The 22,140-nt window shown below is 71.0% G+C and carries 19 protein-coding genes; 9 read left to right on the top strand and 10 right to left on the bottom strand.

Features of this window, described 5'->3' with window-relative positions; genetic code table 11:
- Positions 1-29: 29 nt before the first annotated feature.
- From C1C97_RS01940 to tkt, 3 genes are all read right to left on the bottom strand, one after another.
- Positions 30-1,634, bottom strand: coding sequence for a glucose-6-phosphate isomerase (locus tag C1C97_RS01940; RefSeq protein ID WP_121029838.1), 1,605 nt, complete (start codon positions 1,632-1,634; stop codon positions 30-32).
- Between the two features lie 127 nt (positions 1,635-1,761).
- Entirely contained in the window at positions 1,762-2,868 is a 1,107-nt protein-coding gene (gene tal, locus C1C97_RS01935; protein WP_121029837.1) for a transaldolase, read from the bottom strand.
- Between the two features lie 90 nt (positions 2,869-2,958).
- Positions 2,959-5,070, bottom strand: a complete 2,112-nt coding sequence (gene tkt, locus C1C97_RS01930) for a transketolase (RefSeq protein WP_110919010.1) — start codon at positions 5,068-5,070, stop codon at positions 2,959-2,961.
- Positions 5,071-5,484: 414 nt separating this feature from the next.
- Here tkt and C1C97_RS01925 point away from each other — a divergent pair, with 414 nt between their 5' ends.
- Positions 5,485-6,381, top strand: a complete 897-nt coding sequence (locus tag C1C97_RS01925; protein WP_121030485.1) for a heme o synthase — start codon at positions 5,485-5,487, stop codon at positions 6,379-6,381.
- A gap of 152 nt (positions 6,382-6,533) precedes the next feature.
- Positions 6,534-7,451: a dihydrodipicolinate synthase family protein gene (locus C1C97_RS01920; RefSeq protein ID WP_110919011.1), complete on the top strand. Its 918-nt coding sequence runs from the start codon at positions 6,534-6,536 to the stop codon at positions 7,449-7,451.
- Between the two features lie 125 nt (positions 7,452-7,576).
- On the opposite strand, the gene C1C97_RS01915 is transcribed toward C1C97_RS01920, so the two are convergent.
- From C1C97_RS01915 to C1C97_RS01905, 3 genes are all read right to left on the bottom strand, one after another.
- Positions 7,577-8,602: a COX15/CtaA family protein gene (locus C1C97_RS01915; protein ID WP_121029836.1), complete on the bottom strand. Its 1,026-nt coding sequence runs from the start codon at positions 8,600-8,602 to the stop codon at positions 7,577-7,579.
- 95 nt (positions 8,603-8,697) lie between these two features.
- On the bottom strand, positions 8,698-9,495 hold the full coding sequence (locus C1C97_RS01910; protein ID WP_233542660.1) for an ABC transporter permease: 798 nt from the start codon (positions 9,493-9,495) through the stop codon (positions 8,698-8,700).
- Positions 9,492-10,490, bottom strand: coding sequence for an ABC transporter ATP-binding protein (locus C1C97_RS01905; protein ID WP_110919013.1), 999 nt, complete (start codon positions 10,488-10,490; stop codon positions 9,492-9,494). Before C1C97_RS01905 ends, C1C97_RS01910 begins: the two co-directional genes overlap by 4 nt.
- Positions 10,491-10,671: 181 nt before the next feature.
- Between C1C97_RS01905 and C1C97_RS01900 the strand changes: the two genes are divergently transcribed.
- From C1C97_RS01900 to C1C97_RS01875, 6 genes are all read left to right on the top strand, one after another.
- Positions 10,672-11,544: a helix-turn-helix transcriptional regulator gene (locus C1C97_RS01900; RefSeq protein WP_325048932.1), complete on the top strand. Its 873-nt coding sequence runs from the start codon at positions 10,672-10,674 to the stop codon at positions 11,542-11,544.
- The gene (gene sufB / locus C1C97_RS01895; RefSeq protein WP_121029834.1) at positions 11,541-13,016 is read left to right on the top strand and encodes a Fe-S cluster assembly protein SufB; all 1,476 of its coding nucleotides are present in this window, start codon (positions 11,541-11,543) and stop codon (positions 13,014-13,016) included. Before C1C97_RS01900 ends, sufB begins: the two co-directional genes overlap by 4 nt.
- Position 13,017: 1 nt before the next feature.
- Entirely contained in the window at positions 13,018-14,319 is a 1,302-nt protein-coding gene (gene sufD / locus C1C97_RS01890; RefSeq protein ID WP_121029833.1) for a Fe-S cluster assembly protein SufD, read from the top strand.
- An 88-nt stretch (positions 14,320-14,407) separates the two neighbouring features.
- Positions 14,408-15,172: a Fe-S cluster assembly ATPase SufC gene (gene sufC, locus C1C97_RS01885; RefSeq protein WP_110919017.1), complete on the top strand. Its 765-nt coding sequence runs from the start codon at positions 14,408-14,410 to the stop codon at positions 15,170-15,172.
- 33 nt (positions 15,173-15,205) lie between these two features.
- The gene (locus C1C97_RS01880; RefSeq protein ID WP_110919018.1) at positions 15,206-15,565 is read left to right on the top strand and encodes a metal-sulfur cluster assembly factor; all 360 of its coding nucleotides are present in this window, start codon (positions 15,206-15,208) and stop codon (positions 15,563-15,565) included.
- Between the two features lie 214 nt (positions 15,566-15,779).
- The gene (locus C1C97_RS01875) at positions 15,780-17,021 is read left to right on the top strand and encodes an alpha-hydroxy acid oxidase (RefSeq protein WP_121029832.1); all 1,242 of its coding nucleotides are present in this window, start codon (positions 15,780-15,782) and stop codon (positions 17,019-17,021) included.
- 171 nt (positions 17,022-17,192) lie between these two features.
- Here the strand turns inward: C1C97_RS01875 and ypfJ are convergent, their stop codons facing one another.
- From ypfJ to C1C97_RS01855, 4 genes are all read right to left on the bottom strand, one after another.
- The gene (gene ypfJ / locus C1C97_RS01870; RefSeq protein WP_121029831.1) at positions 17,193-18,101 is read right to left on the bottom strand and encodes a KPN_02809 family neutral zinc metallopeptidase; all 909 of its coding nucleotides are present in this window, start codon (positions 18,099-18,101) and stop codon (positions 17,193-17,195) included.
- Positions 18,102-18,178: 77 nt separating this feature from the next.
- Positions 18,179-18,880: an energy-coupling factor transporter transmembrane component T family protein gene (locus C1C97_RS01865; RefSeq protein WP_110920429.1), complete on the bottom strand. Its 702-nt coding sequence runs from the start codon at positions 18,878-18,880 to the stop codon at positions 18,179-18,181.
- Positions 18,881-18,912: 32 nt separating this feature from the next.
- A complete protein-coding gene (locus C1C97_RS01860; RefSeq protein WP_121029830.1) occupies positions 18,913-19,656 on the bottom strand; it encodes an energy-coupling factor ABC transporter ATP-binding protein in 744 nt (247 codons plus the stop codon).
- The gene (locus tag C1C97_RS01855; RefSeq protein WP_110920426.1) at positions 19,657-20,289 is read right to left on the bottom strand and encodes a biotin transporter BioY; all 633 of its coding nucleotides are present in this window, start codon (positions 20,287-20,289) and stop codon (positions 19,657-19,659) included. It abuts the gene before it with no gap.
- Positions 20,290-20,518: 229 nt separating this feature from the next.
- Between C1C97_RS01855 and C1C97_RS01850 the strand changes: the two genes are divergently transcribed.
- Positions 20,519-22,117, top strand: coding sequence for an ABC-F family ATP-binding cassette domain-containing protein (locus tag C1C97_RS01850; protein ID WP_121029829.1), 1,599 nt, complete (start codon positions 20,519-20,521; stop codon positions 22,115-22,117).
- Positions 22,118-22,140 lie beyond the last annotated feature (23 nt).

The following is a 22,140-nucleotide window of genomic DNA, read 5'->3' as shown; positions in this document are numbered from 1 at the left end:
TGTCCGTTCGCTGGTCGGTGGGGGCAGGATCAGAGCGCGGCGGCCACCTCGAGCAACTGGGCCACGCCCGCCGCGCGGTCCGTGAGGCGCAGCCGCAGCACGGGACGGTGGTGGTCCGTGAGCACCGCGGCGTCGCCGTCCGCCTGCGCGCCGATCAGCTCGCCGAACGTGAAGGGGATGCCGGGGATGTCCACGTCCGTGTCGGTGGCCGCCGTGATCTGCAGGTACACGCCCTGCGCGGGTCCGCCCTTATGGTACTGGCCCGTGGAGTGCAGGAACCGGGGGCCCCACCCGAAGGTCACGGGTCGCCCGGTGTGGCGGGCCAGCTGGTCGCGGACCGACTCGAGCCGGGACCACTCCAGGCGGTCGAAGTACGCCTGCACGCTGACGTAGCCGTCCTCCGGGAGCTGCGAGAGCAGGGCGGCCAGCGCCCGGGGCACCGTGGTGGCCCCGTCGAGCAGGGTCTCGTCGCCGCGGATCTCCACGGCACCGTCGGTGGCCGCGGCGGGGGAGGGCTCGGGCGAGGAGGCCAGCAGCTCGCGGGTGGCCGCCTTGGCGGACTCCACGTCCGGCTGGTTGTAGGGGTCGATGCCGAGCAGCCGCCCGGCCACCGCGATCGCCACCTCGAAGGCCAGCATGAGCCCGCTCAGGGACCCGGCCACGCGCATGCCGTCACCGGTCTCCACCTCCGCGGCGTCCTCGGCCACGAGCGAGACCACCAGGACGTCCCGGGCGTCCGAGGTCAGCTCGGGCGCGGACTCGTCCACCACCACGGGCAGCACTCCCGTGCCGGACTTGCCGGTGGACTCGGCGATCAGCTGCTCGGCCCAGTCCGCGAAGCCCACGAACGGAGCGCCCCGGTTCACGAGCACGATCTTGTCCCGCAGCGGTGCGGTGCCGCCGAGCGCCGCTCCGAGCTGCAGGCCGATGTTGTTCTCGTCGTCCTCGCGCAGCATCTCCGCGGCCTCCTCGGCGTCGTCGAGCAGGGCCGCGATGTCCACTCCGGCCAGACCCGACGGCACGAGCCCGAAAGCGGTCAGCGCGGAGAACCGCCCGCCCACGTTCGGATCCGCGTTGAAGGTCTTGCGGTAGCCGGCCTCCCGAGAGGCTTCGTCCATGGGGGAGCCGGGGTCCGTGACCACCACGATGCGCGACGGCGCGTCGATCCCTGCGCGCTCGAACGCCTCCAGGAACACGCGGCGCGCGGAATCCGTCTCCACGGTGGATCCGGACTTGGAGGAGACGATCAGCGCGGTGTGCTCGAGGTCCTGAAGCGCCTTGGTGACCATCTCGGGATCGGTGGAGTCCAGCACGAACAGCTCCACGCCGGCGCTGCGCGTGATGACCTCGGGGGCCAGCGAGGAACCGCCCATGCCGGCGAGGACGAAGCGGGTGACGCCCTCCCGGGCGAAGTCGTCCCGCAGCTGCATGATCTCGGGCACGAGCGGGCGGGACACGTTCGCGGCGTCGGTCCACCCGAGGCGGATCGCGGCTTCTTTCTCGGCCGCGGGCCCCCACAGGGTGGGATCCTGGTCGAAGAGCCCGGAGGCGAAGTTCTCGGCGACGAGACGGGGCACGTGCGAGTCGACGGCGTCGCGCGCGGATCCTGCTGCCTGCAATGACAATGAGCTCACGGGGAGCCTCCTCGGACTGGGTGGGGACATCGGTGCGGTGCGGCGGCGCCGGGTTCCGCGGTCGCAGGACCGCGGGGCCCGGTGCTGCGAGCCGGTCCCGCCACCGGGTGACGGGACCGGCGGCGGGTCAGCGGGCCTCGTCGAGCGCGGTGCGGACGGTGGTGAGCAGCTCGTCCCAGGACGCGTCGAACTTGTCGAGCCCCTCGGACTCGAGCGCCTCCACGACCTCCTGGTAGGAGACGCCCTGCTCGCCGATCGCGTTGAGGATCTCGGTGGACTCCTCGTAGGTCCCGGTGACGGTGTCCCCGGTGACCTCGGCGTGGTCGAACGTGGCGTCGAGGGTCTTCTCGGGCATGGTGTTGACCGTGTTGGGTGCCACCAGTTCGCTCACGTACAGCGTGTCCGGCAGGTTGGGGTCCTTCACACCGGTGGACGCCCACAGCGGACGCTGCGGGTTGGCACCGGCTGCGGCGAGCCGCTTCCAGCGCTCGGTGTCCAGCTGCTGCGCGTAGACCTGGTAGGCCAGGCGGGCATTGGCCAGACCGGCCTTGCCCTTCAGTGCCGCGGCCTCGTCGGTTCCCACGGCGTCCAGACGCTTGTCCATCTCGGTGTCCACGCGGGAGACGAAGAAGGAGGCCACCGAGTGGATGGTGGACAGGTCCTTCCCGTTCTCCAGGGCCCGCTCCAGGCCCTCCATGTAGGCGTTGATGACGCCGCGGTAGCGGTCCAGGGAGAAGATCAGCGTCACGTTCACCGAGATGCCCTCGGCGATCGTGGCCGCGATCGAGGGCAGGCCCTTCTCCGTGGCGGGGATCTTGATCAGGGCGTTCGGGCGGTCGATGGTCTGTGACAGCTTCTGCGCCATCGCGGAGGTCGCGTCCGCGTCCTGCGCGAGCCGCGGGTCCACCTCGATGGACACGCGGCCGTCCACGCCCTGGGTGGCCTCGGCAATGGGGGCGAAGAGGTCGCACGCGTCCCGGACGTCGTCCGTGGTGATGCGGAAGACGGCGTCGTCCACCGAGGTGCCCGCGGCGGCGAGCTCGGCCACCTGCTCGCGGTAGGACTCGCCGTCCGCGAGTGCCGCCGCGAAGATCGTGGGGTTGGTGGTCACGCCCACCACGTTCTTGGTGTCGATCAGTTCCTGCAGGTTGCCGCTCGTGAGCCGCTGGCGGGAGAGGTCGTCCAGCCAGATGGAGACGCCGGCGTCGGAGAGTTTCTGTGTGGGGGTGCTCATGTGTGGTTCCTCCGGTCGCAATGAAGTGCTGTGGTGCGTCGCGGGCGGGAACCCGGGGCTCCCGCCCGCGACGCCGGTTGGTGGCGGGTCTCAGCGCGCGGCGGCGATGGACTCCCGGGCGGCGTCCGCCACGGCCTCGACGGTGATGCCGAACTCGTGGTAGAGCGTCTCGTAGTCCGCGGACTCGCCGAAGTGCTCGAGAGACACGGCGCGGCCGGCGTCCCCCAGGAGGTCGTTCCACGACATCCGGATCCCGGCCTCCACGCTCACGCGGGCCCTGACGTCCGAGGGGATCACGGAGTTGCGGTAGTCCGCGTCCTGCGCGTCGAACCACTCGCGGCACGGCATGGAGACCACACGGGCCGCAACGCCCTGGGTCTTGAGCTGCTCGCGGGCCTGCAGGGCCAGCTGCACCTCGGAGCCGGTGCCGATCAGGATCACGTCCGGGGTGCCCGTGGTGTCCGCGAGGACGTAGCCGCCGCGCGCCACACCCTCGGCGGAGGCGAACTTCTCGCCCTCGGCGTCCGGGTGCAGGTCGGTGCGGGCGATCGTGGGCAGGTCCTGGCGCGTGAGCGCGATCCCGGCGGGGTGCTCGTGGTTCTCGAGGATGGTCCGCCAGGCCACGGAGGTCTCGTTCGCATCCGCGGGGCGGACGACGTCGAGCCCCGGGATCGCGCGCAGGGCCGAGAGCTGCTCCACGGGCTGGTGCGTGGGACCGTCCTCACCCAGGCCGATCGAGTCGTGGGTCCACACGTAGATGGACGGCACCTTCATGAGCGCGCCGAGGCGCACCGCGGGGCGCTGGTAGTCGGAGAAGATGAGGAACGTGCCCGAGTACGCGCGGGTCTGGCTGCTCATCACGATCCCGTTCACGATGGCCGCTGCAGCGTGCTCACGGATGCCGAAGTGCAGCACCCGGCCGTACGGGGAACCGGACCACTTGTCGGTGGAGCGGGCCGGCGGGATGAAGGACTTCGCACTGTCGATCGTGGTGTTGTTGGACCCGGCGAGGTCGCACGAACCGCCCCACAGCTCGGGGAACGTGTCCGCGATGGCGTTGATGACCTGGCCCGAGGCCTTGCGCGTGGCCATGGCCTTGCCCGCGGGGAACACGGGGAACGCGGCCTCGTAGTCCGCCGGCAGCTCCTGGTCCTTGATGCGGTCGTAGAGGGCGGCCTTCTCCGGGTTGGCACTACGCCACTCGTCGAAGGACTGCTCCCACTCGGCCCGCTCCCGCTTGCCGCGCTCGGCCACCTGGCGCACGTGGTCCAGGATCTCCGGCTCGATCTGGAAGGACTGCTCGGGGTCGAAGCCGAGGATCTGCTTGGTCGCCGCGACCTCGTCCGCACCGAGCGCCGAGCCGTGGATGCCGCCGGTGTTCTGCTTGTTGGGCGAGGGCCAGCCGATGATGGTGCTCAGGGCGATGAGCGAGGGCTTGTCGGTGACCGTGGTGGCCGCGACGACCGCGTCGTACAGCGCCTCGACGTCCTCCTTGTACTCACCGCCGTTGCGCCAGTCCACGCGGGCCGTGTGCCAGCCGTAGGCCTCGTAGCGGGCCAGGACGTCCTCGTTGAACGCCACGTTGGTGTCGTCCTCGATGGAGATCTTGTTGTCGTCGTAGATCACCACGAGGTTGCCCAGCTGCTGGGTCCCGGCCAGCGACGACGCCTCGGAGGTGATGCCCTCCTGGAGGTCGCCGTCGGAGGCGATCACGAACACGTGGTGGTCGAACGGTGACGAGCCCTCGGGCGCGTCCGCGTCGAAGAGCCCCCGGGTGTAGCGCTGGGCGTACGCGAAGCCCACGGCGGAGGCCAGACCCTGGCCGAGCGGGCCGGTGGTGATCTCCACGCCGGTGGTGTGGCGGTACTCGGGGTGCCCGGGCACCTTGGAGCCCCACGTGCGCAGCGACTCGAGATCGGACATCTCCAGTCCGTACCCGGAGAAGAACAGCTGCAGGTACAGGGTCAGGGAAGTGTGACCGGGGGAGAGGATGAACCGGTCACGGCCGGTCCAGCGGTCGTCGGAGGGGTCGTGCCGCATGACCTTCTGGAACAGCAGGTACGCCGCGGGGGCCAGGGACATGGCGGTTCCGGGGTGGCCGTTGCCCACCTTCTGCACGGCGTCCGCGGCGAGGACGCGCGCGGTGTCCACGGCGCGGGCGTCCTGCTCGGTCCAGTTCAACGGTTGATCAAGGTTCGGCACGGTGGCGAGCCCCTTTCCTGGGTGTGGGGTGTGCTGCTGCCGCGGGTCCGACGCCCGAGGGGTCCATGGGATCGCGCGCAGCACGGGTTCTGGGATCAACCTTAGTCCGGGTGGGCGGTGCGCGTCAGGGACGGGTGGGGAGAACTCCCGCTCCGACCTCGGCACAAGTTTCCGGCACCCCCGGGAGCGGCCCTCGGTGGCTATACTTGTGACTGGGTGTCGGTGCGTGCCCGCCGCGCTCCGCCCCGAACACTCCCGCCCCGGGCGGGCCACCCACGTTCTTTGGAGCTTTGATCCGTGAACCACCTCGACACCGCGACGCACCCGAATTCCTCGGGAACCCCTGCGCCGCACGGACACGGAGTGACCGGGGCCCGGATCGCGGAGGTTGCTCCGGTCGGGTACGAGGGTCGCATGACCGCGGGTCGTAAGCTCAGAGCGTACGTGGCCCTGACCAAGCCGCGCATCATCGAGCTCCTGCTGGTGGCAACCGTGCCCACCATGTTCTTCGCCCAGCGTGGCATCCCCGATTTCTGGCTCGTGCTCAACACCCTCGTGGGCGGCACGCTGGCCGCCGGGGCCGCCGGGGCGTTCAACTGCTACATCGACCGCAACGAGGACCGGCTCATGCGGCGCACCGCCAAGCGGCCGCTGGTGACCGGTGAGGTGGGGGACCGCGAGGCACTGGTCTTCGCGTGGGTGCTGTCGGCCGTCGCGGTGGCGTGGCTGAGCCTGGGCGTCAGTGTGCTGTGCGGCGTCCTCGGAGCCGTCGCGATCGCGCTGTACGCGGTGTTCTACTCGATCATCCTCAAGCGCCGCACCGCGCAGAACATCGTCTGGGGCGGGATCGCCGGCTGCATGCCCGTGCTCATCGGGTGGGCCGCGGTCCGGGGCACGCTCGAGTGGCCCGCTCTCGTGCTCTTCGCGTTCATCTTCCTGTGGACCCCGCCGCACTACTGGCCGCTGTCCATGAAGTACGCGGAGGACTACTCCCGCGCCGGTGTGCCCATGCTGGGCGCCGTGGACACCGCCCGGACCGTGGGCGCCCAGGTGGTGCTCTACGCGTGGGCCACCGTCATCTGCTCGCTGCTTCTCATCCCCGTGGGTGGCGCAGGCTGGGTGTACGGCGTGATCGCGCTGCTCTCGGGCGGCTGGTTCACGTACCACTGCCACAAGCTGCACGGTCTGGCCCGGGACGGCCGCCCCACTCTCAAACAGGCCATGTACGTCTTCCACGGTTCCATCGCCTACATCACCTTCGTGTTCGTGGGCGTGGCCCTGGATCCGTTCGTGGGCGGCCCGATCTTCTGACCCGGTGGGGTGCGCGCGGCACGGGACCTCGTCCCGTGGCTGTGGACCAGCGCCCGCGTCTGCCTCGTACGACACCGCGCGCGGCCGCTTTCAGACCTCATCCCACCCTCCCGCGATGTGCCGTTGTGGTTAGGGTCACCTAAACTGTTGCCATGCTGTCCATGACGTTCTCAGGTGTGATCGCCTATCCCGTGACCCCGCTGCTGCCCGGTGGCGGACTGGACGTGGAGTCCCTGGAACGCAGTGTGGCGCAGCTGGCCCGCAGCGGTGTGGACGGAATCGTGGTGCTCGGCACCTCGGGCCTCTTCGCCTACCTGGACGCGCAGGAACGCGCCGAGGTGGTGCGGACGGCCGTGCGAGCGGCGTCGGGGTCCGGGACACCCGTGGGCGCGGGAATCTCCGCTCTCACCACCCGGGAGGTCCTGCAGCACGCCTACTCCGCCGAGAACAGCGGTGCGGACGGGCTCGTGCTGAGCCCCATGAGCTACATCCCACTCGTATCGCAGGAGATAGCGGACCAGGTGGAGACCGTGGCCTCCGCGGTGTCCCTGCCCCTGTGTCTCTACAACAACCCGTCCACCACGGGCTTCACGTACCCCGTGGAGCTGGCGTCGGAGCTGTCGTGGCTGGACAACGTGGTGGCGTTCAAGGACACGGCGTCCTCCGGGCGGCTCTTCCACTCGCGGCAGCTGCTGTTCGCGCAGCAGTCCGAGCCGGGAACGGTCCACGGGGCGAGCCGCGACCAGCTCATCGTGGACGAGTACCCCACGGCCGCCTGGCACAGCGGGCTGGCCGCCCTGCTGGCACCGGAGTTCGTGGCCTTCCACCGGGCCGTGGCGGACGGCCGCGCGGAGGACGCCTCCGCATGGAGCGCCGCCCTGCGCCCGTTGCTGCAGCTCATGGGCCACGAACGGCCCCTGTCCGTGCTCTACGCACTCGCGGAGGTCTGTGGAGTGCGCACGAGCGCACCGCGCCGGCCGCTGCTCCCCATCCCGTCACGCGGCAAGCGCGCGCTGGCCGACGCCGTCGCGCAGCTGCGCGCGAGCGGCACGGAACTGCCGGGGCGCTGACGCGCGGGGTGGGGGTGCCGCGCCACGTCTCCAACCCTTGAGTGCCGTGACGAAAGCGATCGCGTGGCGGGCGCCGCTCCCGCGTGGCGCAGAAAAGGACGGGCGGCGGCGCTCCCGGACGGACGTCAGCGCACGGGCTGCGCGTCCCTCGGGGCCGCGGTCCGTGAGGGGCCGAGGTCCACGGGGGCCGCGTGCTCGTGGTGGTCCGCGGCGAGGTAGAAGCTTATGGACACCACCCGCGTGGCGGCCCAGATCAGTGCGGCGGAGAGCACCATGTGCAGGGACACCGCGGGCACGGGCACCTGGTGGAGGTACTGGTAGTACCCCACGGCACCCTGCGCGAGGATCACCACGGCCATGATGGCGTAGGCGTTGCGCAGCACCCGCGGCACGCCCTTGAGCGTGCACAGCACGATGCCCGTGACCACCGTGAAGGTGAGCAGGTACACGGGGACCGCATGGGCACGGGCGATGTCCACCGAGTTGAACGCGAGACGGGCGCTGTCCTGGTCCCCGGCGTGGGGTCCGGTGCCCGTGACGAGGGTGCCCAGGTACAGGATGACCGCGGTCAGCACCCCCGTGACGACGGCGAGGGTGCGCACCAGCCCCGCGCGGTCGTGCAGCTGACCCGGTCGCTGGTCGTGGGCCACGGCGGACAGCCCCTCGCGCCGCGTGTTGAGCACCAGCAGGGTGGAGAGAGAGATCATGATGGCCGAGAGGAAGTAGTGCATGCCCACCAGCAGGGGGTGCAGGTCCAGGTGCACCAGGACGCCGCCCACCACGGCCTGCACGGGGATGCCCAGCAGGAGGTAGAGGCCGAGCCGGAGCAGCTTGGGGTGCTCGTGCCGCAGCCGCAGGACGGACAGGAAGGTGAGGACGGCCACGACCGCCAGCACGAACGTGAGCAGCCGGTTGCCGAACTCGATGACGCCGTGCATGCCCATTTCCTGGGTGTTGGTCCAGGACTCCGCGGTGCAGCGGGGCCACGTGGGGCAGCCCAGGCCGGAACCGGTCAACCGCACGAGACCACCCGTGAAGACGAGCAGGGTGTTTGCCAGCAGGGAGGCCACCGCGAGGTTGCGCACCCAGGGGGTCACGGTGCGGGGCCGCCAGAAGGACTCGGTGGCGGTGAGGGGAGCGACTTCAGTCATGGCGGGGCATCCAGGGGCAGTCGGAACGGGTCGTCAGGACAAGTGTAGCGCCGCGGAGGCGCACCCCGCCGGGGAGTTCCGCGCCCGGACGGTGATCATACCCACTTGAACCAGCGCAGCGTCGCGGCCCAGCTGAGGACCGCCCACACCGCGAGGACCACGAGGGCGGGCGCGTCCACGGTGCCGTGCAGGAAGCACGCCCGCAGGGCCTCCCCGGCGGCGGAGGAGGGCAGCCAGGACACGAGCCACGAGAGCCACGCGGGCAGCGACGAGGCGGGGAAGATCACGCCGCCGCCGGCCGCGAGCGCCACCCACACCACGTTGAGCACCGCCAGGGTGGCCTCCGCGCGCAGTGTGCCGGCGATGAGCAGGCCCAGACCGGTGAACGTGAGCGCCACCAGGACGAGCAGGGGGATCGAGCCCAGGACGGCGGGCGCTGAGGGGTGCCACCCCAGCCACAGTGCCACGACTGCGACGATGAGGTACTGCACCGCCAGCACCGCCAGGATGGCGAGGAGCTTGCCCGCGATGAGCCCCGCGCGGCCCAGCGGCGTGGTGGAGAGGTACCGCAGCACGCCGTAGCGGCGGTCGAACCCGGTCTGGATGCCCTGACCGGAGAACGCGTTGGAGAGCACGCACAGCACGAGGATCCCCGGGACGGCCACGTCCGCGCGGGAGGCGCCGGCCGTCCGGAAGCCGTCCAGCAGGTCGGTCGCGGTCAGCGCCACGAGCGCGAGGACGGGCAGGATGACCAGCAGCAGCAGCTGCTCCCCGTTGCGCACCATGGTCATGGTCTCGAACCGCGCCTGTGCCAGCACGCGGCGGGTCAGGGGCGCCGCACGACGTGGCCGGGTGGGCCCGGGTGTCTCGGGGGTCGGGTTCGTGGCGGTCACGGGAGGTCCCTCCCGGAGACATCCAGGAAGACGTCCTCCAGTGATCGGGGTTGCACGCTCAGCGCCTCCGGCAGGGTCTCGTTGCGGGTGGCCCACGCCGTGATCTCACGGACGTGCCCGGCGTCCAGGGGTCCGGTGAGTGTCACGGTGCGGTCCTTGACGGTCCAGGCGATGTCGTGGAACCGGGGTGTGCGCCACGGTGGGTCGGCACGCAGTGCGGCGGCGTGCTCGGGGGCCAGGGTCACGGTCATGACGAGGGGCGCGTCCCGCTGCGCGCTCACCAGCTCGGCCACCGTGCCCTGCGCGGCCACGGTGCCGCGGTCGAGGATGTAGACGTAGTCGGCCAGCCGGGCGGCGTCGTCCATGAGGTGCGTGGTGAGGATGATGCACGTGCCCCGGTCCCGCAGCCGCTGCACCAGTTCGAAGACGAGGTGGCGTGAGCGCGGGTCCAGACCGGCCGAGGGCTCGTCCAGGAAGAGCACCTCGGGGCGGCCCACGAGAGCGGCGGCCAGGGCCACGCGCTGCTTCTGCCCGCCGGACAGCCTCCGCACCGGGGTGTGGGCGAAGGACCCGATGCCCAGCACGTCCATGAGCTCCGGCGCGGGCACCGGGTCCGCGTAGAGCCGGCTCACGTGGCGCAGCAGCTCACCGGGACGCACCGCCTGGGGGAGTCCGCCGTCCTGCAGCATCACGCCCACCCGCGCCCGTAGGTCGGGAGCGGCGCGCCAGGGATCGGCGCCCAGCAGCCGCACGGAGCCCGCGGTGGGCTGCTGCAGCCCCTGGGCGCACTGCAGCGTGGTGGACTTGCCGGCGCCGTTGGCCCCCAGCAGCGCGGTGATCCGCCCGGCGTGCGCCGCCATGCTCAGTCCGCGGACCGCGTGGACGGGCTCGCCGCGCCCCTCGAAGGTCTTGACGAGATCGGAGATGCGCAGTGCCGCGGTGCCCGCGTCGGGCGGGGCGGCGGGGCGTGTGGTGTGTTCGGGCTGCGTCGGCACCCCGACAGTCTAGAACGCGCCGCCGGCGCACGCGGTGCCACGGCGCACACCTGTCAGCCGGCTCCCAGGGGAGGGTGTGGGGGCCGTGCGGCCCGGCGTCCCCGTTCCCCGGAACCCGGGGGAGGATCGGCACCGGGGGTCGTTTGGCCGGGAATGGATTACCACATACCCTCGTTATGTAATGCGTGCCCTCCCGAGGCCGATCGCCACGGGGAACACCGTGCGCGGGACCACCGGAACCGCGTGCGAGAACCACACGCACTCTCCTCCGAAGGATGTTGCACTGAGCATGAGTTCACCTGCCACGGACCGCACCAGCGCGGTCCGCACGGACCAGGATGACACCACCCGCTCGCGGGTGCTCTCGCTGGTGCTCGCCCACGGCCCGATCTCCGCGGCCCAGATCGCGAAGGACCTGGGCCTGACGCCCGCCGCCGTCCGCCGCCACCTGGACGCCCTGGAGGCGGAGCAGATCGTCGAGGTCTCGATGGTCCGCAGCGCCCCCTCGGGTGCCGGCCGACCGGCCCGTCGGTACGTGGTGGCACCGGGCGGCCACGAGCAGCTGGGCCACGACTACCTCGGTCTCGCGCAGCGCGCCCTCGAGACCATGCAGCGCGTGGGTGGCGAGGACCTCGTCAGCGCGTTCGTCGCGGACGAGATCGGCAGGCTGCGCGAACGCTACCGCCCGCAGGTCGAGGCGGCCGGGCCCGACGTCGACGACCGCCTGAACGCCCTCACCGCGGCCATGAGCCGCGACGGCTTCGTGGCGTCCCACACCACCGTGACGCCGCGGGGCCCCAAGGGCGTGACCCTGCGCTCCGCGCAGCTGTGCCAGGGGCACTGCCCCATCCAGGAGATCGCGAACGAGCACCCCGAGTTCTGCGAGCAGGAGACCGCGCTGATCTCCGAGCTGCTGGACGTGGATGTCCGCAGGCTGTCAACCATGGCGGCCGGCGCCCACGTCTGCACCACACACGTCCCGCTGCAGCTACGCACGGCGGGCTCCACACACTCCACCAACCACACAACCGCACGACAGGGAGGGTTGTCATGACCGAGCGCATCGTGCCCGCGGACACCGCGGGCAGCATGACAGGTGACACCACGATTTCCGAGATCCTGGAGATGAACCCGGAGCTCGAGGGGATCGGCCAGTACCAGTACGGCTGGTCCGACAAGAACGACGCCGGTGCGTCCGCGCGCCGCGGCGTGAACGAGGAAGTGGTCCGGGACATCTCGGTCAAGAAGAGCGAGCCGGACTGGATGACGCAGCTGCGTCTGAAGGGCCTGAAGTTCTTCGACCGCAAGCCCATGCCCACGTGGGGCGCGGACCTGTCCGGGATCGACTTCGACAACATCAAGTACTTCGTGCGCTCCACCGAGCAGCAGGCCGGCTCCTGGGAGGAGCTGCCGGAGGACATCCGCAACACGTACGAGAAGCTGGGCATCCCCGAGGCCGAGCGCAACCGTCTGGTGGCCGGCGTGGCCGCGCAGTACGAGTCCGAGGTGGTCTACCACCAGCTCCGCGAGGACCTCGAGGCCCAGGGCGTGATCTTCATGGACACGGACACCGCCCTGAAGGAGCACCCCGAGTTCTTCGAGGAGTACTTCGGCACCGTGATCCCCGTGGGCGACAACAAGTTCGCCGCGCTGAACACGGCCGTGTGGTCCGGCGGCTCGTTCGTGTACGTCCCCAAGGGCGTGCACGTGGACATCCCGCTGCAGGCGTACTTCCGCATCAACACCGAGAACATGGGTCAGTTCGAGCGCACCCTGATCATCGCGGACGAGGACTCCTACGTCCACTACATCGAGGGCTGCACCGCGCCGATCTACAAGACGGACTCGCTGCACTCCGCCGTGGTGGAGATCATCTGCAAGAAGAACGCCCGCGTGCGCTACACGACCATCCAGAACTGGTCCAACAACGTGTACAACCTGGTGACCAAGCGCGCCATCGCCCACGAGGGCGCCACCATGGAGTGGGTGGACGGCAACATCGGCTCCAAGGTCACCCAGAAGTACCCGGCGGTCTACATGACCGGCGAGCACGCCCGCGGCGAGACGCTGTCCATCGCGTTCGCGGGTGAGGGCCAGCATCAGGACACCGGTTCCAAGATGGTGCACATCGCCCCGAACACGTCCTCCTCGATCGTCTCCAAGTCCGTGGCACGCAACGGCGGGCGCTCCGCCTACCGCGGCCTGGTGCAGGTCCGTGAGGGCGCCACCCACTCCAAGTCCAACGTGGTGTGCGACGCCCTGCTGGTGGACACCGTCTCCCGCTCGGACACGTACCCGTACGTGGACATCCGCGAGGACGACGTCACCATGGGTCACGAGGCCACCGTCTCGCGCGTGTCCGAGGAGCAGCTGTTCTACCTGATGCAGCGCGGCATGCCGGAGGAGGAGGCCATGGCGATGATCGTGCGCGGCTTCGTGGAGCCGATCGCCCGTGAGCTGCCCATGGAGTACGCCCTGGAGCTGAACCGTCTCATCGAACTGCAAATGGAAGGATCCGTTGGCTGATATGTCCACCACCGATCAGACCGCCCGTGACACACAGGACGCCGACGAGCAGGTGAACGGGGTGCCCACCGGTGAGGACCGCGTGGCCATCCCGGGCATGAGCCAGGAGGGTGAGACCCTCCAGGAGGGTCGCAACCAGGCCGGTGAGCCCGAGATCCGGCACACCGAGCACGGTGACGTCTCCGGTGTGCCCGACTCCTCCCGCGCCGGGCGCTTCACGTCCTACGACGTGGCGGACTTCCCGCCGCTGAGCCCCAAGCTGGAGGACTGGCGCTTCACGCCCGTCAAGCGGCTTCGCGGGCTCGATGACGCCGCGCTGCAGGGCCCCGCGCCCGCCGTCTCCGTCTCCGGTGACGACGCCGTGGAGGTCACCTCCGTGGGCCGCGACGACTCCCGCGTGGGCTCGGCCGGCATCCCCGAGGACCGGGTCTCCGCCAACGCGTGGTCCGCGTTCCGCGAGGCCACCGTGATTTCGATCCCGCGCGACGCCCAGGTGGCCGAGCCCGTGATCGTGACCTTCACGGGGGAGTCGGAGGAGCCCGCGGCCCAGCACGTGGTGGTGGACGCCGGGACCAACTCCAAGGCGCTCGTGGTGCTGCGCCACGTGGGCACCGCCGTGCTCTCCCAGAACGTGGAGTTCTCGGTGGGCGACGGCGCGAACCTCACCGTGGTCTCGCTGCAGGAGTGGACCGACGACTCCGTGCATGCCTCCTCCCAGCAGGCCAAGCTGGGCCGCGACGCCACGTTCAAGCACGTGCTCGTGAGCCTGGGCGGGGACCTGGTGCGCGTGACCCCGTCCACCCGCTTCACCGCTCCCGGCGGTGACGTGGCGATGTACGGTCTCACGTTCGTGGACGACGGCCAGCACCTGGAGTCCCGGCTGTTTGTGGACCACTCCGTGCCGCGCTGCCGGTCCCGCGTGAACTACAAGTCCGCGCTGCAGGGCGAGAACGCCCACGGTGTGTGGGTGGGCGACGTCCTGATCCGCGCCGAGGCCGAGGGCACGGACACGTACGAGCTCAACCGGAACCTGATCCTCAACGACGGTCCGCGCATGGACTCCGTGCCGAACCTCGAGATCGAGACCGGCCTGATCGCCGGTGCCGGTCACGCCTCCACCACGGGCCAGCTGGACGACGAGCACCTGTACTACCTGATGTCGCGCGGCATCCCGGAGGACCAGGCCCGCCGCCTGGTGGTCCGCGGGTTCCTGTTCGAGATCATCCAGCAGGTGGGCGTCGAGGCCCTCGAGGAGCAGCTGCGCGCGTCCCTGGAGGACGAGCTCGCCCGCACCGAGAACTGAGCCGGCCGAGCGCCGTCGCCCCACCCGAGAATTCCGCACCGCGCCCCAGAGCGGGCCGGTGCCCACGAGACCCAAGGAGAAACACTTCATGTCAACTCTGGAGATCAAGGACCTCCACGCGTCCGTCATCCTGGACGACGAGTCCACCAAGCCCATCCTCAAGGGCGTGGACCTGACCATCAACTCCGGTGAGGTGCACGCGATCATGGGCCCCAACGGCTCGGGCAAGTCCACGCTGGCCTCCACGATCGCAGGTCACCCCAAGTACCAGGTGGACTCCGGCTCCGTGACCCTGGACGGTCAGGACGTCCTGGCCATGTCCGTGGACGAGCGCGCCCGCGCCGGCCTCTTCCTGGCGATGCAGTACCCGGTGGAGATCCCCGGAGTGACCACCTCCAACTTCCTGCGCTCCGCCAAGACCGCGATCGACGGCGAGGCGCCCTCCCTGCGCACGTGGACCAAGGACGTCCGCTCCGCCATGGACAAGCTCAAGATCGACAACGACATGCTCCAGCGCAACGTCAACGAGGGCTTCTCCGGTGGTGAGAAGAAGCGCCACGAGATCCTGCAGCTCGAGATGCTCAAGCCGAAGATCGCGCTGCTGGACGAGACGGACTCCGGTCTGGACGTGGACGCCCTGAAGATCGTCTCCGAGGGTGTGAACCGTGCCCTGCAGGAGGACAACACGGGCATCATGCTGATCACCCACTACACGCGCATCCTGCGCTACATCACGCCGCAGTTCGTGCACGTGTTCTCGGACGGCCGCGTGGTGGACCAGGGTGGTTCGGAGCTGGCGGACCGCCTGGAGGACGAGGGCTACGACCGCTACGTCCGGGCCGCCGCCAAGTGACCCGTTCCGCACACCATCTCTGAGGAGGTCGCCATGAGCGATTCCACCGGCACCGCCGCGGCGCAGACCAGCGGTCCCAAGGGCCAGGCCTCGGTCGAGGAGGTCACGGATCTGCTGAAGAACGTGATCGACCCCGAGCTCGGCGTGAACATCGTGGACCTGGGGCTGCTCTACGGCCTGGAGTACCAGGAGGACGCATCCCTGCGCCTGGACATGACGCTCACCACGGCGGCGTGCCCGCTGCAGGACGTCATCGAGGAGCAGGTGGCCCAGAACCTGGCGCCCGCCGTGGACGAGTGGTTCGTGAACTGGATCTGGATGCCCCCGTGGGGTCCGGAGCGGATCACGGAGGACGGCCGGGACCAGATGCGGGCCCTGGGCTTCAACATCTGACGGTTCGTTCCCGCACCGGCTGAACGGCACGGCACCGACCCCCGCGGTCGGTGCCGTGCCGTTTCCCGTCCCCGCGCGGGACACGACGGCGCGTTGCCGGAACCGCGCCCCCGGTGGTCGGCCCGGACGCCGCCCCCGGGTGCCGCCGCGCGGCCTCGCGCCGCCACGCGCGGGCCCGTGGTAGTTTGCCCCCACGCCGACACCGGGAGGACCCATGAAACGCCATCTGCCGCAACTGTCCGAACTCCGACCGCTGATGCAGTTCGGGTCCTTCAACCCGGACCGCCGCGCGGCGCGCCTGGCCAGGGCCGCGGACGTCGAGGCGCTGCGGCGGATCGCGCGGCGTCGCACACCCCGCCCCGCGTTCGACTACGTGGACGGCGCCGCGGGGCTGGAGCTGACGTACCGGCGCAGCCGGGAGGCCTTCGAGTCCGTGGAGCTGCTGCCCCGGATCCTGCACGGCACGGACACCGCGGACCTGGGCACGGAGATCGCCGGTGTCCGCAGCGCCCTGCCCTTCGGCATCGCCCCCACGGGCTTCACGCGGTTCATGCACTCGGAGGGTGAGATCGGGGGAGTGCGCGCCGCCGAGCGCGCGGGAATCCCGTTCTCGCTGTCCACCATGGGCACCCGGTCCATCGAGGAGGTCCGCGACGCCGCACCGGGCGCCACTCGCTGGTTTCAGCTCTACCTCTGGCGCGAGCACGCGGCCTCCCTGGACCTGCTGCAGCGGGCGAGGGCCGCGGGGATGACCACGCTGCTGGTCACCGTGGACACCCCCGTTCCCGGGCAGCGGCTGCGCGACACGCGCAACGGCATGACCATCCCGCCGCGGCTCACGCTCAGGACCGTGCTGGACGCGTCCTACCGGCCCGAGTGGTGGTTCAACTTCCTGACCACGGACTCGTTGAAGTTCGCGTCCCTCTCGGACACCTCCGGCTCCCTGCCGAATCTGATCTCCACCATGTTCGACCCGGGGCTGAACCTGGACCACCTGGCGTGGATCCGGGAGAACTGGGACGGGCAGCTGTTCGTGAAGGGCGTGCTCACGCGCGACGACGCCCGCCGGGCGATGAGCGTGGGCGCGGACGGCCTGGTGGTCTCGAACCACGGCGGCCGACAGCTGGACCGGGCGCCAGTCTCACTGTCGGCGCTGCCCGAGATCCGGGACGAGGTGGGTCCGGACGTGCCCCTGATCCTGGACTCCGGGATCATGTCCGGCACGGACGTGGTGGCCGCGCTGTGCGCCGGCGCGGACTTCACGCTGATCGGACGTGCCTACCTGTACGGGCTCATGGCCGGAGGGGAGGAGGGCGTCACGCGGGTGATCGAGCTGCTGGAGGCGCAGATCCGCACCACCATGCTGCTCATGGGGGCCGGGTCCGTGGCGGATCTGGGTCCCCACGCGATGCACGCCCCGTGGCTGCCCCGGCCGCAGAGCGCACGGCTCGGTTAGCGCACCACGGGTAGCGGACCGCTGGCGGCATCGACCCCCCCCGGCCCGCGCCGACCGCGGACCACGGTGCCCACCCCGGGCGGCCGCCCGGGGACGATCTCCGCCGCGCCCGGTGCCCACCGGGCGTGGCGGACGTGTGACGGCGGGTCCCGGATGGTGGCGGGTCTCGGACTACCGCAGCGCCGCGGGGCGGTCCAGGTTGGAGGCGCCGAACGTGTTGCACGCCCGGATGTCGCCGGTCTGGTACCCGGTGAGGAACCACGCCTGGCGCTGCGCGGACGTGCCGTGCGTGAAGGACTCCGGGTTGGCGCGGCCCCGTGTGGACTCCTGGATCCGGTCGTCGCCGATCGCACCGGCGGCCTCGATGGCGTCGGAGAGCTGCACCCGGGTGATGGGCTGTAGCTGCACCGCCCCGCCGGACTCCGTGGCGTGGTGGGCCCACATGCCCGCGTAGCAGTCCGCCTGCAGCTCGGTGCGCACCGCGCCGGACGTGGCCCCGTGGGGGTCCTGCTGGGCGCGGCCCAGGGTGCCCTGGAGGTCCTGCACGTGGTGGCCCACCTCGTGCGCCATCACGTACTCCTGTGCCAGGGCGTCGGCGTCCGCGCCGAACTGGCTGCGCATCTCGTCGAAGAACCCGGTGTCCAGGTACACCGTGGAGTCCGGCGGGCAGTAGAACGGCCCAGTGGCCGAGGACGCCTGGCCGCACGAGGTGTTGTCCGTGCCGGTGAACAGCTTGACCTCCGGCAGGGTGTACTTGGCACCCGCGACCTCCGGGTAGTACCCACCCCAGAACTGGTCCAGGGACTGCACCGTGGCCACCATGCGGCACTTCGGGTCCGAGTTCGCGTCCGCCCCGGTGCGGCAGCGGTCCGCCAGCCCGGAGTCCACCTGCTGCGTGGTGTCCGTCTGCTGCTGGGACCCGCCGGTCACGGCGTCGATACCGTCCTGCCCGAAGAACAGTCCCGCGAGCAGCAGGATGACGACGCCGCCCAGCCCGCCACCCACGGCGATGCCCCGGCCGCCACCGCCTCCCGAACCGACCCGCCCGGCGTCCAGCTGTGAGTTGTCGTTGAAGCTCATGGAGGAAGCATAGGGCCCCCGGGGGTACCGGGTGTCTCGGGCGTGGGTGCGCGGGCCCGAGGCGCGGCGGAGGGACGCTACTCCAGCCCGCGGGCGGCGAGCGCCTCCCCGGTGCGGTGGGCGTAGTCCACGGTGGCGATCACCGCGGGGGTCACCAGCTGTGCGGGGCGCGGGCGCACGGTGCGGGCGGCGGCGGCGTCGCGCAGGGAGGACAGCACGCCGAACAGCCACGGGACGGAGCGGATCATGAGTGACACCGCCAGTCCGACGCGCTCCGGGTCCACGCCCACGACCCGCAGCGGGGCGCACAGCCACACGAGTCCGTCGATGAGCCGGGGCAGGGCGGTGGTGCTCAGCAGCAGCCGGGTCAGCGCCACCACCGCCAGCAGGGACAGCACCACGTCCGCGGCGCGCGCCGGGCCCGTGGCCACCAGGTGGTAGCCGGCCAGCAGCAGCACGAGGAACCGCAGGGGACGCAGTGCGGACGCCCAGCGGCGCAGTCCCAGGCCGCAGGCCAGGGAGACCACGGCGGTGGCACCGAGCACCGCGAGGGACACGGGCCAGGTGCGCAGCGTCATGACGGTGAGGCAGACCCCCAGCACGAGCACGGCCTTGAGCCACAGGCGACAGCGGTGCAGCGGCGAGGTGCCCGGGACGTAGGTGCCCAGCAGGTCGTCGCGGCGGGTCGGTGACGTGCGGCGCAGCCGGGTGCGCGAGCCGACCCCGGGGCCCCGGGCACCCGAGACCGGTTCGTGGCGGACGGGCACACCGTCACTCATGGGCCCGGGTCCCTGCACGTGCCCGGCTCCGCTCACGCGTGCTGCTCCGGGAAGCCGTGGGCGCACCAGTCCCGGTAGCGGGGAATCACGTCCTCCGGGGGGCCCTGCGCGATGATCCGGGACTCGTGGACCACGGCGACGTGCTGGGCGGTGGCCGCAAGGTCGAGGTCGTGGGTGCTGATGAGCTGCTGCTGCGGCAGTGCGTCCAGCAGCTCACGCAGCCGCAGTCGGTTGCGCAGGTCCAGGAGGGTGGTGGGCTCGTCCAGGACGAGCACCGTGGGCTCCACGGCCAGCACGGCGGCCAGTGCCACCAGCTGCCGCTCACCACCGGAGAGGTCGAAGACGCTGTGGTGGGCCCGCTCCTGCAGTCCCAGGCGGCGCAACCACCCCATGGCCCGCTCCGTGCGCTGCGCACGGTCTCGGATGCGGCCCCGCAGGGAGAGCTCGATGTCCTCGAGCGGCGTGGGCATCAGGATCTGGGACGCGGGATCCGTGAACACGAAGCCCACCCGCGCCCGGGCGTCGCGGGGGAAGGCCACGGGGTCCACGCTGCCCGTGCGCACCACCCCGGACACGGGGGTGACCAGGGCGTTGAACAGGCGCAGCAGGGTGGACTTGCCGGAACCGTTGAGCCCGATCACCGCGGTGCGCGGGGCGGTGAACTCGCAGCTCACGCGGTCCAGGACCGTCACCGGCCCGAGGGGACCCGCCACGGCCACCGTCACGTCCGCGCAGTACAGGGACTCACCGGGTCCGGGACTCGGCACACCGGGCACTCAGAGGACCGCCCCGGCCATGCGCGGGAACGCACGGTGCACGGCCACGGCGATCAGCGCCGCCACGAGGGCCTTGATCAGGTCGCCGGGGACGAACGCCAGATCCGTGAGCAGAGCGGCACCCGGCGCCAGACCGGCGTTGACCATCATGCCCGCGATGCCCACCACGTGGGAGAGGAGCAGACCGGCCAGACCGGCGAGGAAGAGCTTCACGGCGAGACCACCGCTGCGTTCCGGGACGGCGGCGGAGGATCCCCCGCGGCGTCGGACGCGCTCGGTCCGCACGCTGCGGTGCGCGAGCCAGCCCACCAGGGCCGCGGCGAACGGGAAGGACAGCAGGTAGCCCGCAGACGGCCCGGCGAGCACCGCGGGTCCGCCCGTGAAGCCCGCGAACACCGGAACGCCCAGCAGCCCCACGACCACGTACAGCAGCAGCGCCAGGAACGCCCGCCAGCCGCCCAGGACCATGCCCGTCAGGAACACGGCGAGGGTCTGCAGCGTGATGGGCACACCGAGCGGACCCACCGGGACGGCCGGCGCCAGGGCCAGCACACAGGTCAGGGCGGCGAACACGGCGATGTTGGCGAGGTCGAACGAGGACACGGAGCGGGAGGTGCGAGCGGGTGCTGTCATGGGCTGCAGTCTAGTGGCCGGTGCGCGCCGCCCCGGCGCGGCCGGGATGCGGGCCGGCGGATTTGCGCGGGCGGATAAGATGGAGCGGTTGCCCGCACCCGCGCGGCCACCGCTCGTCCCGCGAGCGCGGCGGCGTCGTCCGCGCGCCGGACCGCTGCCGGGACGATGGCCGTGGCCCGCGCCGCGGACCCGCACCCGTCTGATCCTCCCCACGAAAGGCCTTGCACCGTTGATCACCGTCACGGACCTCGAACTGCGCGCCGGAGCGCGTCTTCTCATGGACGAGGTGAACTTCCGGGTGGACAAGGGCGACAAGGTGGGCCTGGTGGGCCGCAACGGCGCCGGCAAGACCACCATGACCAAGGTGCTCGCGGGGCTCACGCTGCCCGCGGCGGGTGAGGTCACGCGCTCGGGAACCATCGGCTACCTCCCGCAGGATCCCAAGGTGGACGACATGAACCAGCTGGCCCGGGACCGGATCCTCTCCGCCCGCAACCTGGCCGGGGTGATCAGCAAGCTCCGCCGCACCGAGGAGGAGATGGCCTCGGAGGACGACGCCGTCCGCGCCAAGGCCATGCGCCGCTACGACCGGCTGGAGTCCGAGTTCCTGGCCGGTGGCGGCTACGCCGCCGAGTCCGAGGCCGCGACGATCACCAACAACCTCAACCTCCCGCCGCGCGTGCTGGAGCAGCCGCTGCACACCCTCTCCGGTGGTCAGCGCCGCCGCGTGGAGCTGGCACGGATCCTCTTCGCGGACGCGGACACCATGCTCCTGGACGAGCCCACCAACCACCTGGACCACGACTCGATCGTGTGGCTGCGCGAGTTCCTGCGCGGCTTCCAGGGCGGGCTGCTGATGATCTCCCACGACGTGGAGCTCATGGAGATGGTGGTCAACAAGGTGCTGTACCTGGACGCCAACCGCTGCGTGGTGGACGTCTACAACATGACGTGGAAGAACTACATCCAGCAGCGCGAGCAGGACCAGGCGCGCCGCAAGCGGGAACGCGCCAACGCCGAGAAGAAGGCCGGCGTGCTCATGGACCAGGCCAACAAGATGCGCGCCAAGGCCACCAAGGCCGTGGCCGCCCAGCAGATGATCCGCCGCGCGGAGCGCCTGATGGCGGGCATCGAGGGCGAGCGCGTGCAGGACAAGGTGGCGGCCATCCGCTTCCCCAAGCCCGCGGACTGCGGCAAGACGCCGCTCACCGCCAAGGGCCTGTCCAAGTCCTACGGCTCCCTGGAGATCTTCACGGACGTGGACCTCGCGATCGACCGCGGCTCCCGCGTGGTGGTGCTGGGGCTCAACGGCGCCGGCAAGACCACGCTGCTGCGCATGCTCGCGGGCCAGGCGGAGCCGGACACCGGTGAGGTGCTCGCGGGTCACGGGCTGAAGCTGGGCTACTTCGCGCAGGAGCACGACACCCTGGACACCGAGCGCACCGTCCTGGAGAACATGAAGTCCGCCGCTCCCGAGCTCGTGGACACCCAGGTGCGCACCATCCTCGGCTCGTTCCTGTTCCAGGGCGACGACGTGGACAAGCCCGCCGCCGTGCTCTCCGGTGGCGAGAAGACGCGACTGGCGCTGGCCACCCTCGTGGCGTCGTCGGCCAACGTGCTGCTGCTGGACGAGCCCACCAACAACCTGGACCCGGCCTCCCGCCGCGAGATCCTCAACGCGCTGCGCACGTACGAGGGCGCCGTGGTGCTCGTCTCCCACGACGAGGGCGCGGTGGAGGCACTCGAGCCCGAGCGCGTGGTCATGCTCCCGGACGGTGTGGAGGACCTGTGGAGCCAGGAGTACCAGGACCTGATCAGCCTCGCCTGACGCGGGCGCACGACGCCGCCGGG

Origin of the sequence: Kocuria tytonis (genome assembly GCF_003226895.2) — a bacterium.
Classification (GTDB): domain Bacteria; phylum Actinomycetota; class Actinomycetes; order Actinomycetales; family Micrococcaceae; genus Kocuria; species Kocuria tytonis.
This window is presented reverse-complemented; position numbering and strand designations above follow the sequence as displayed.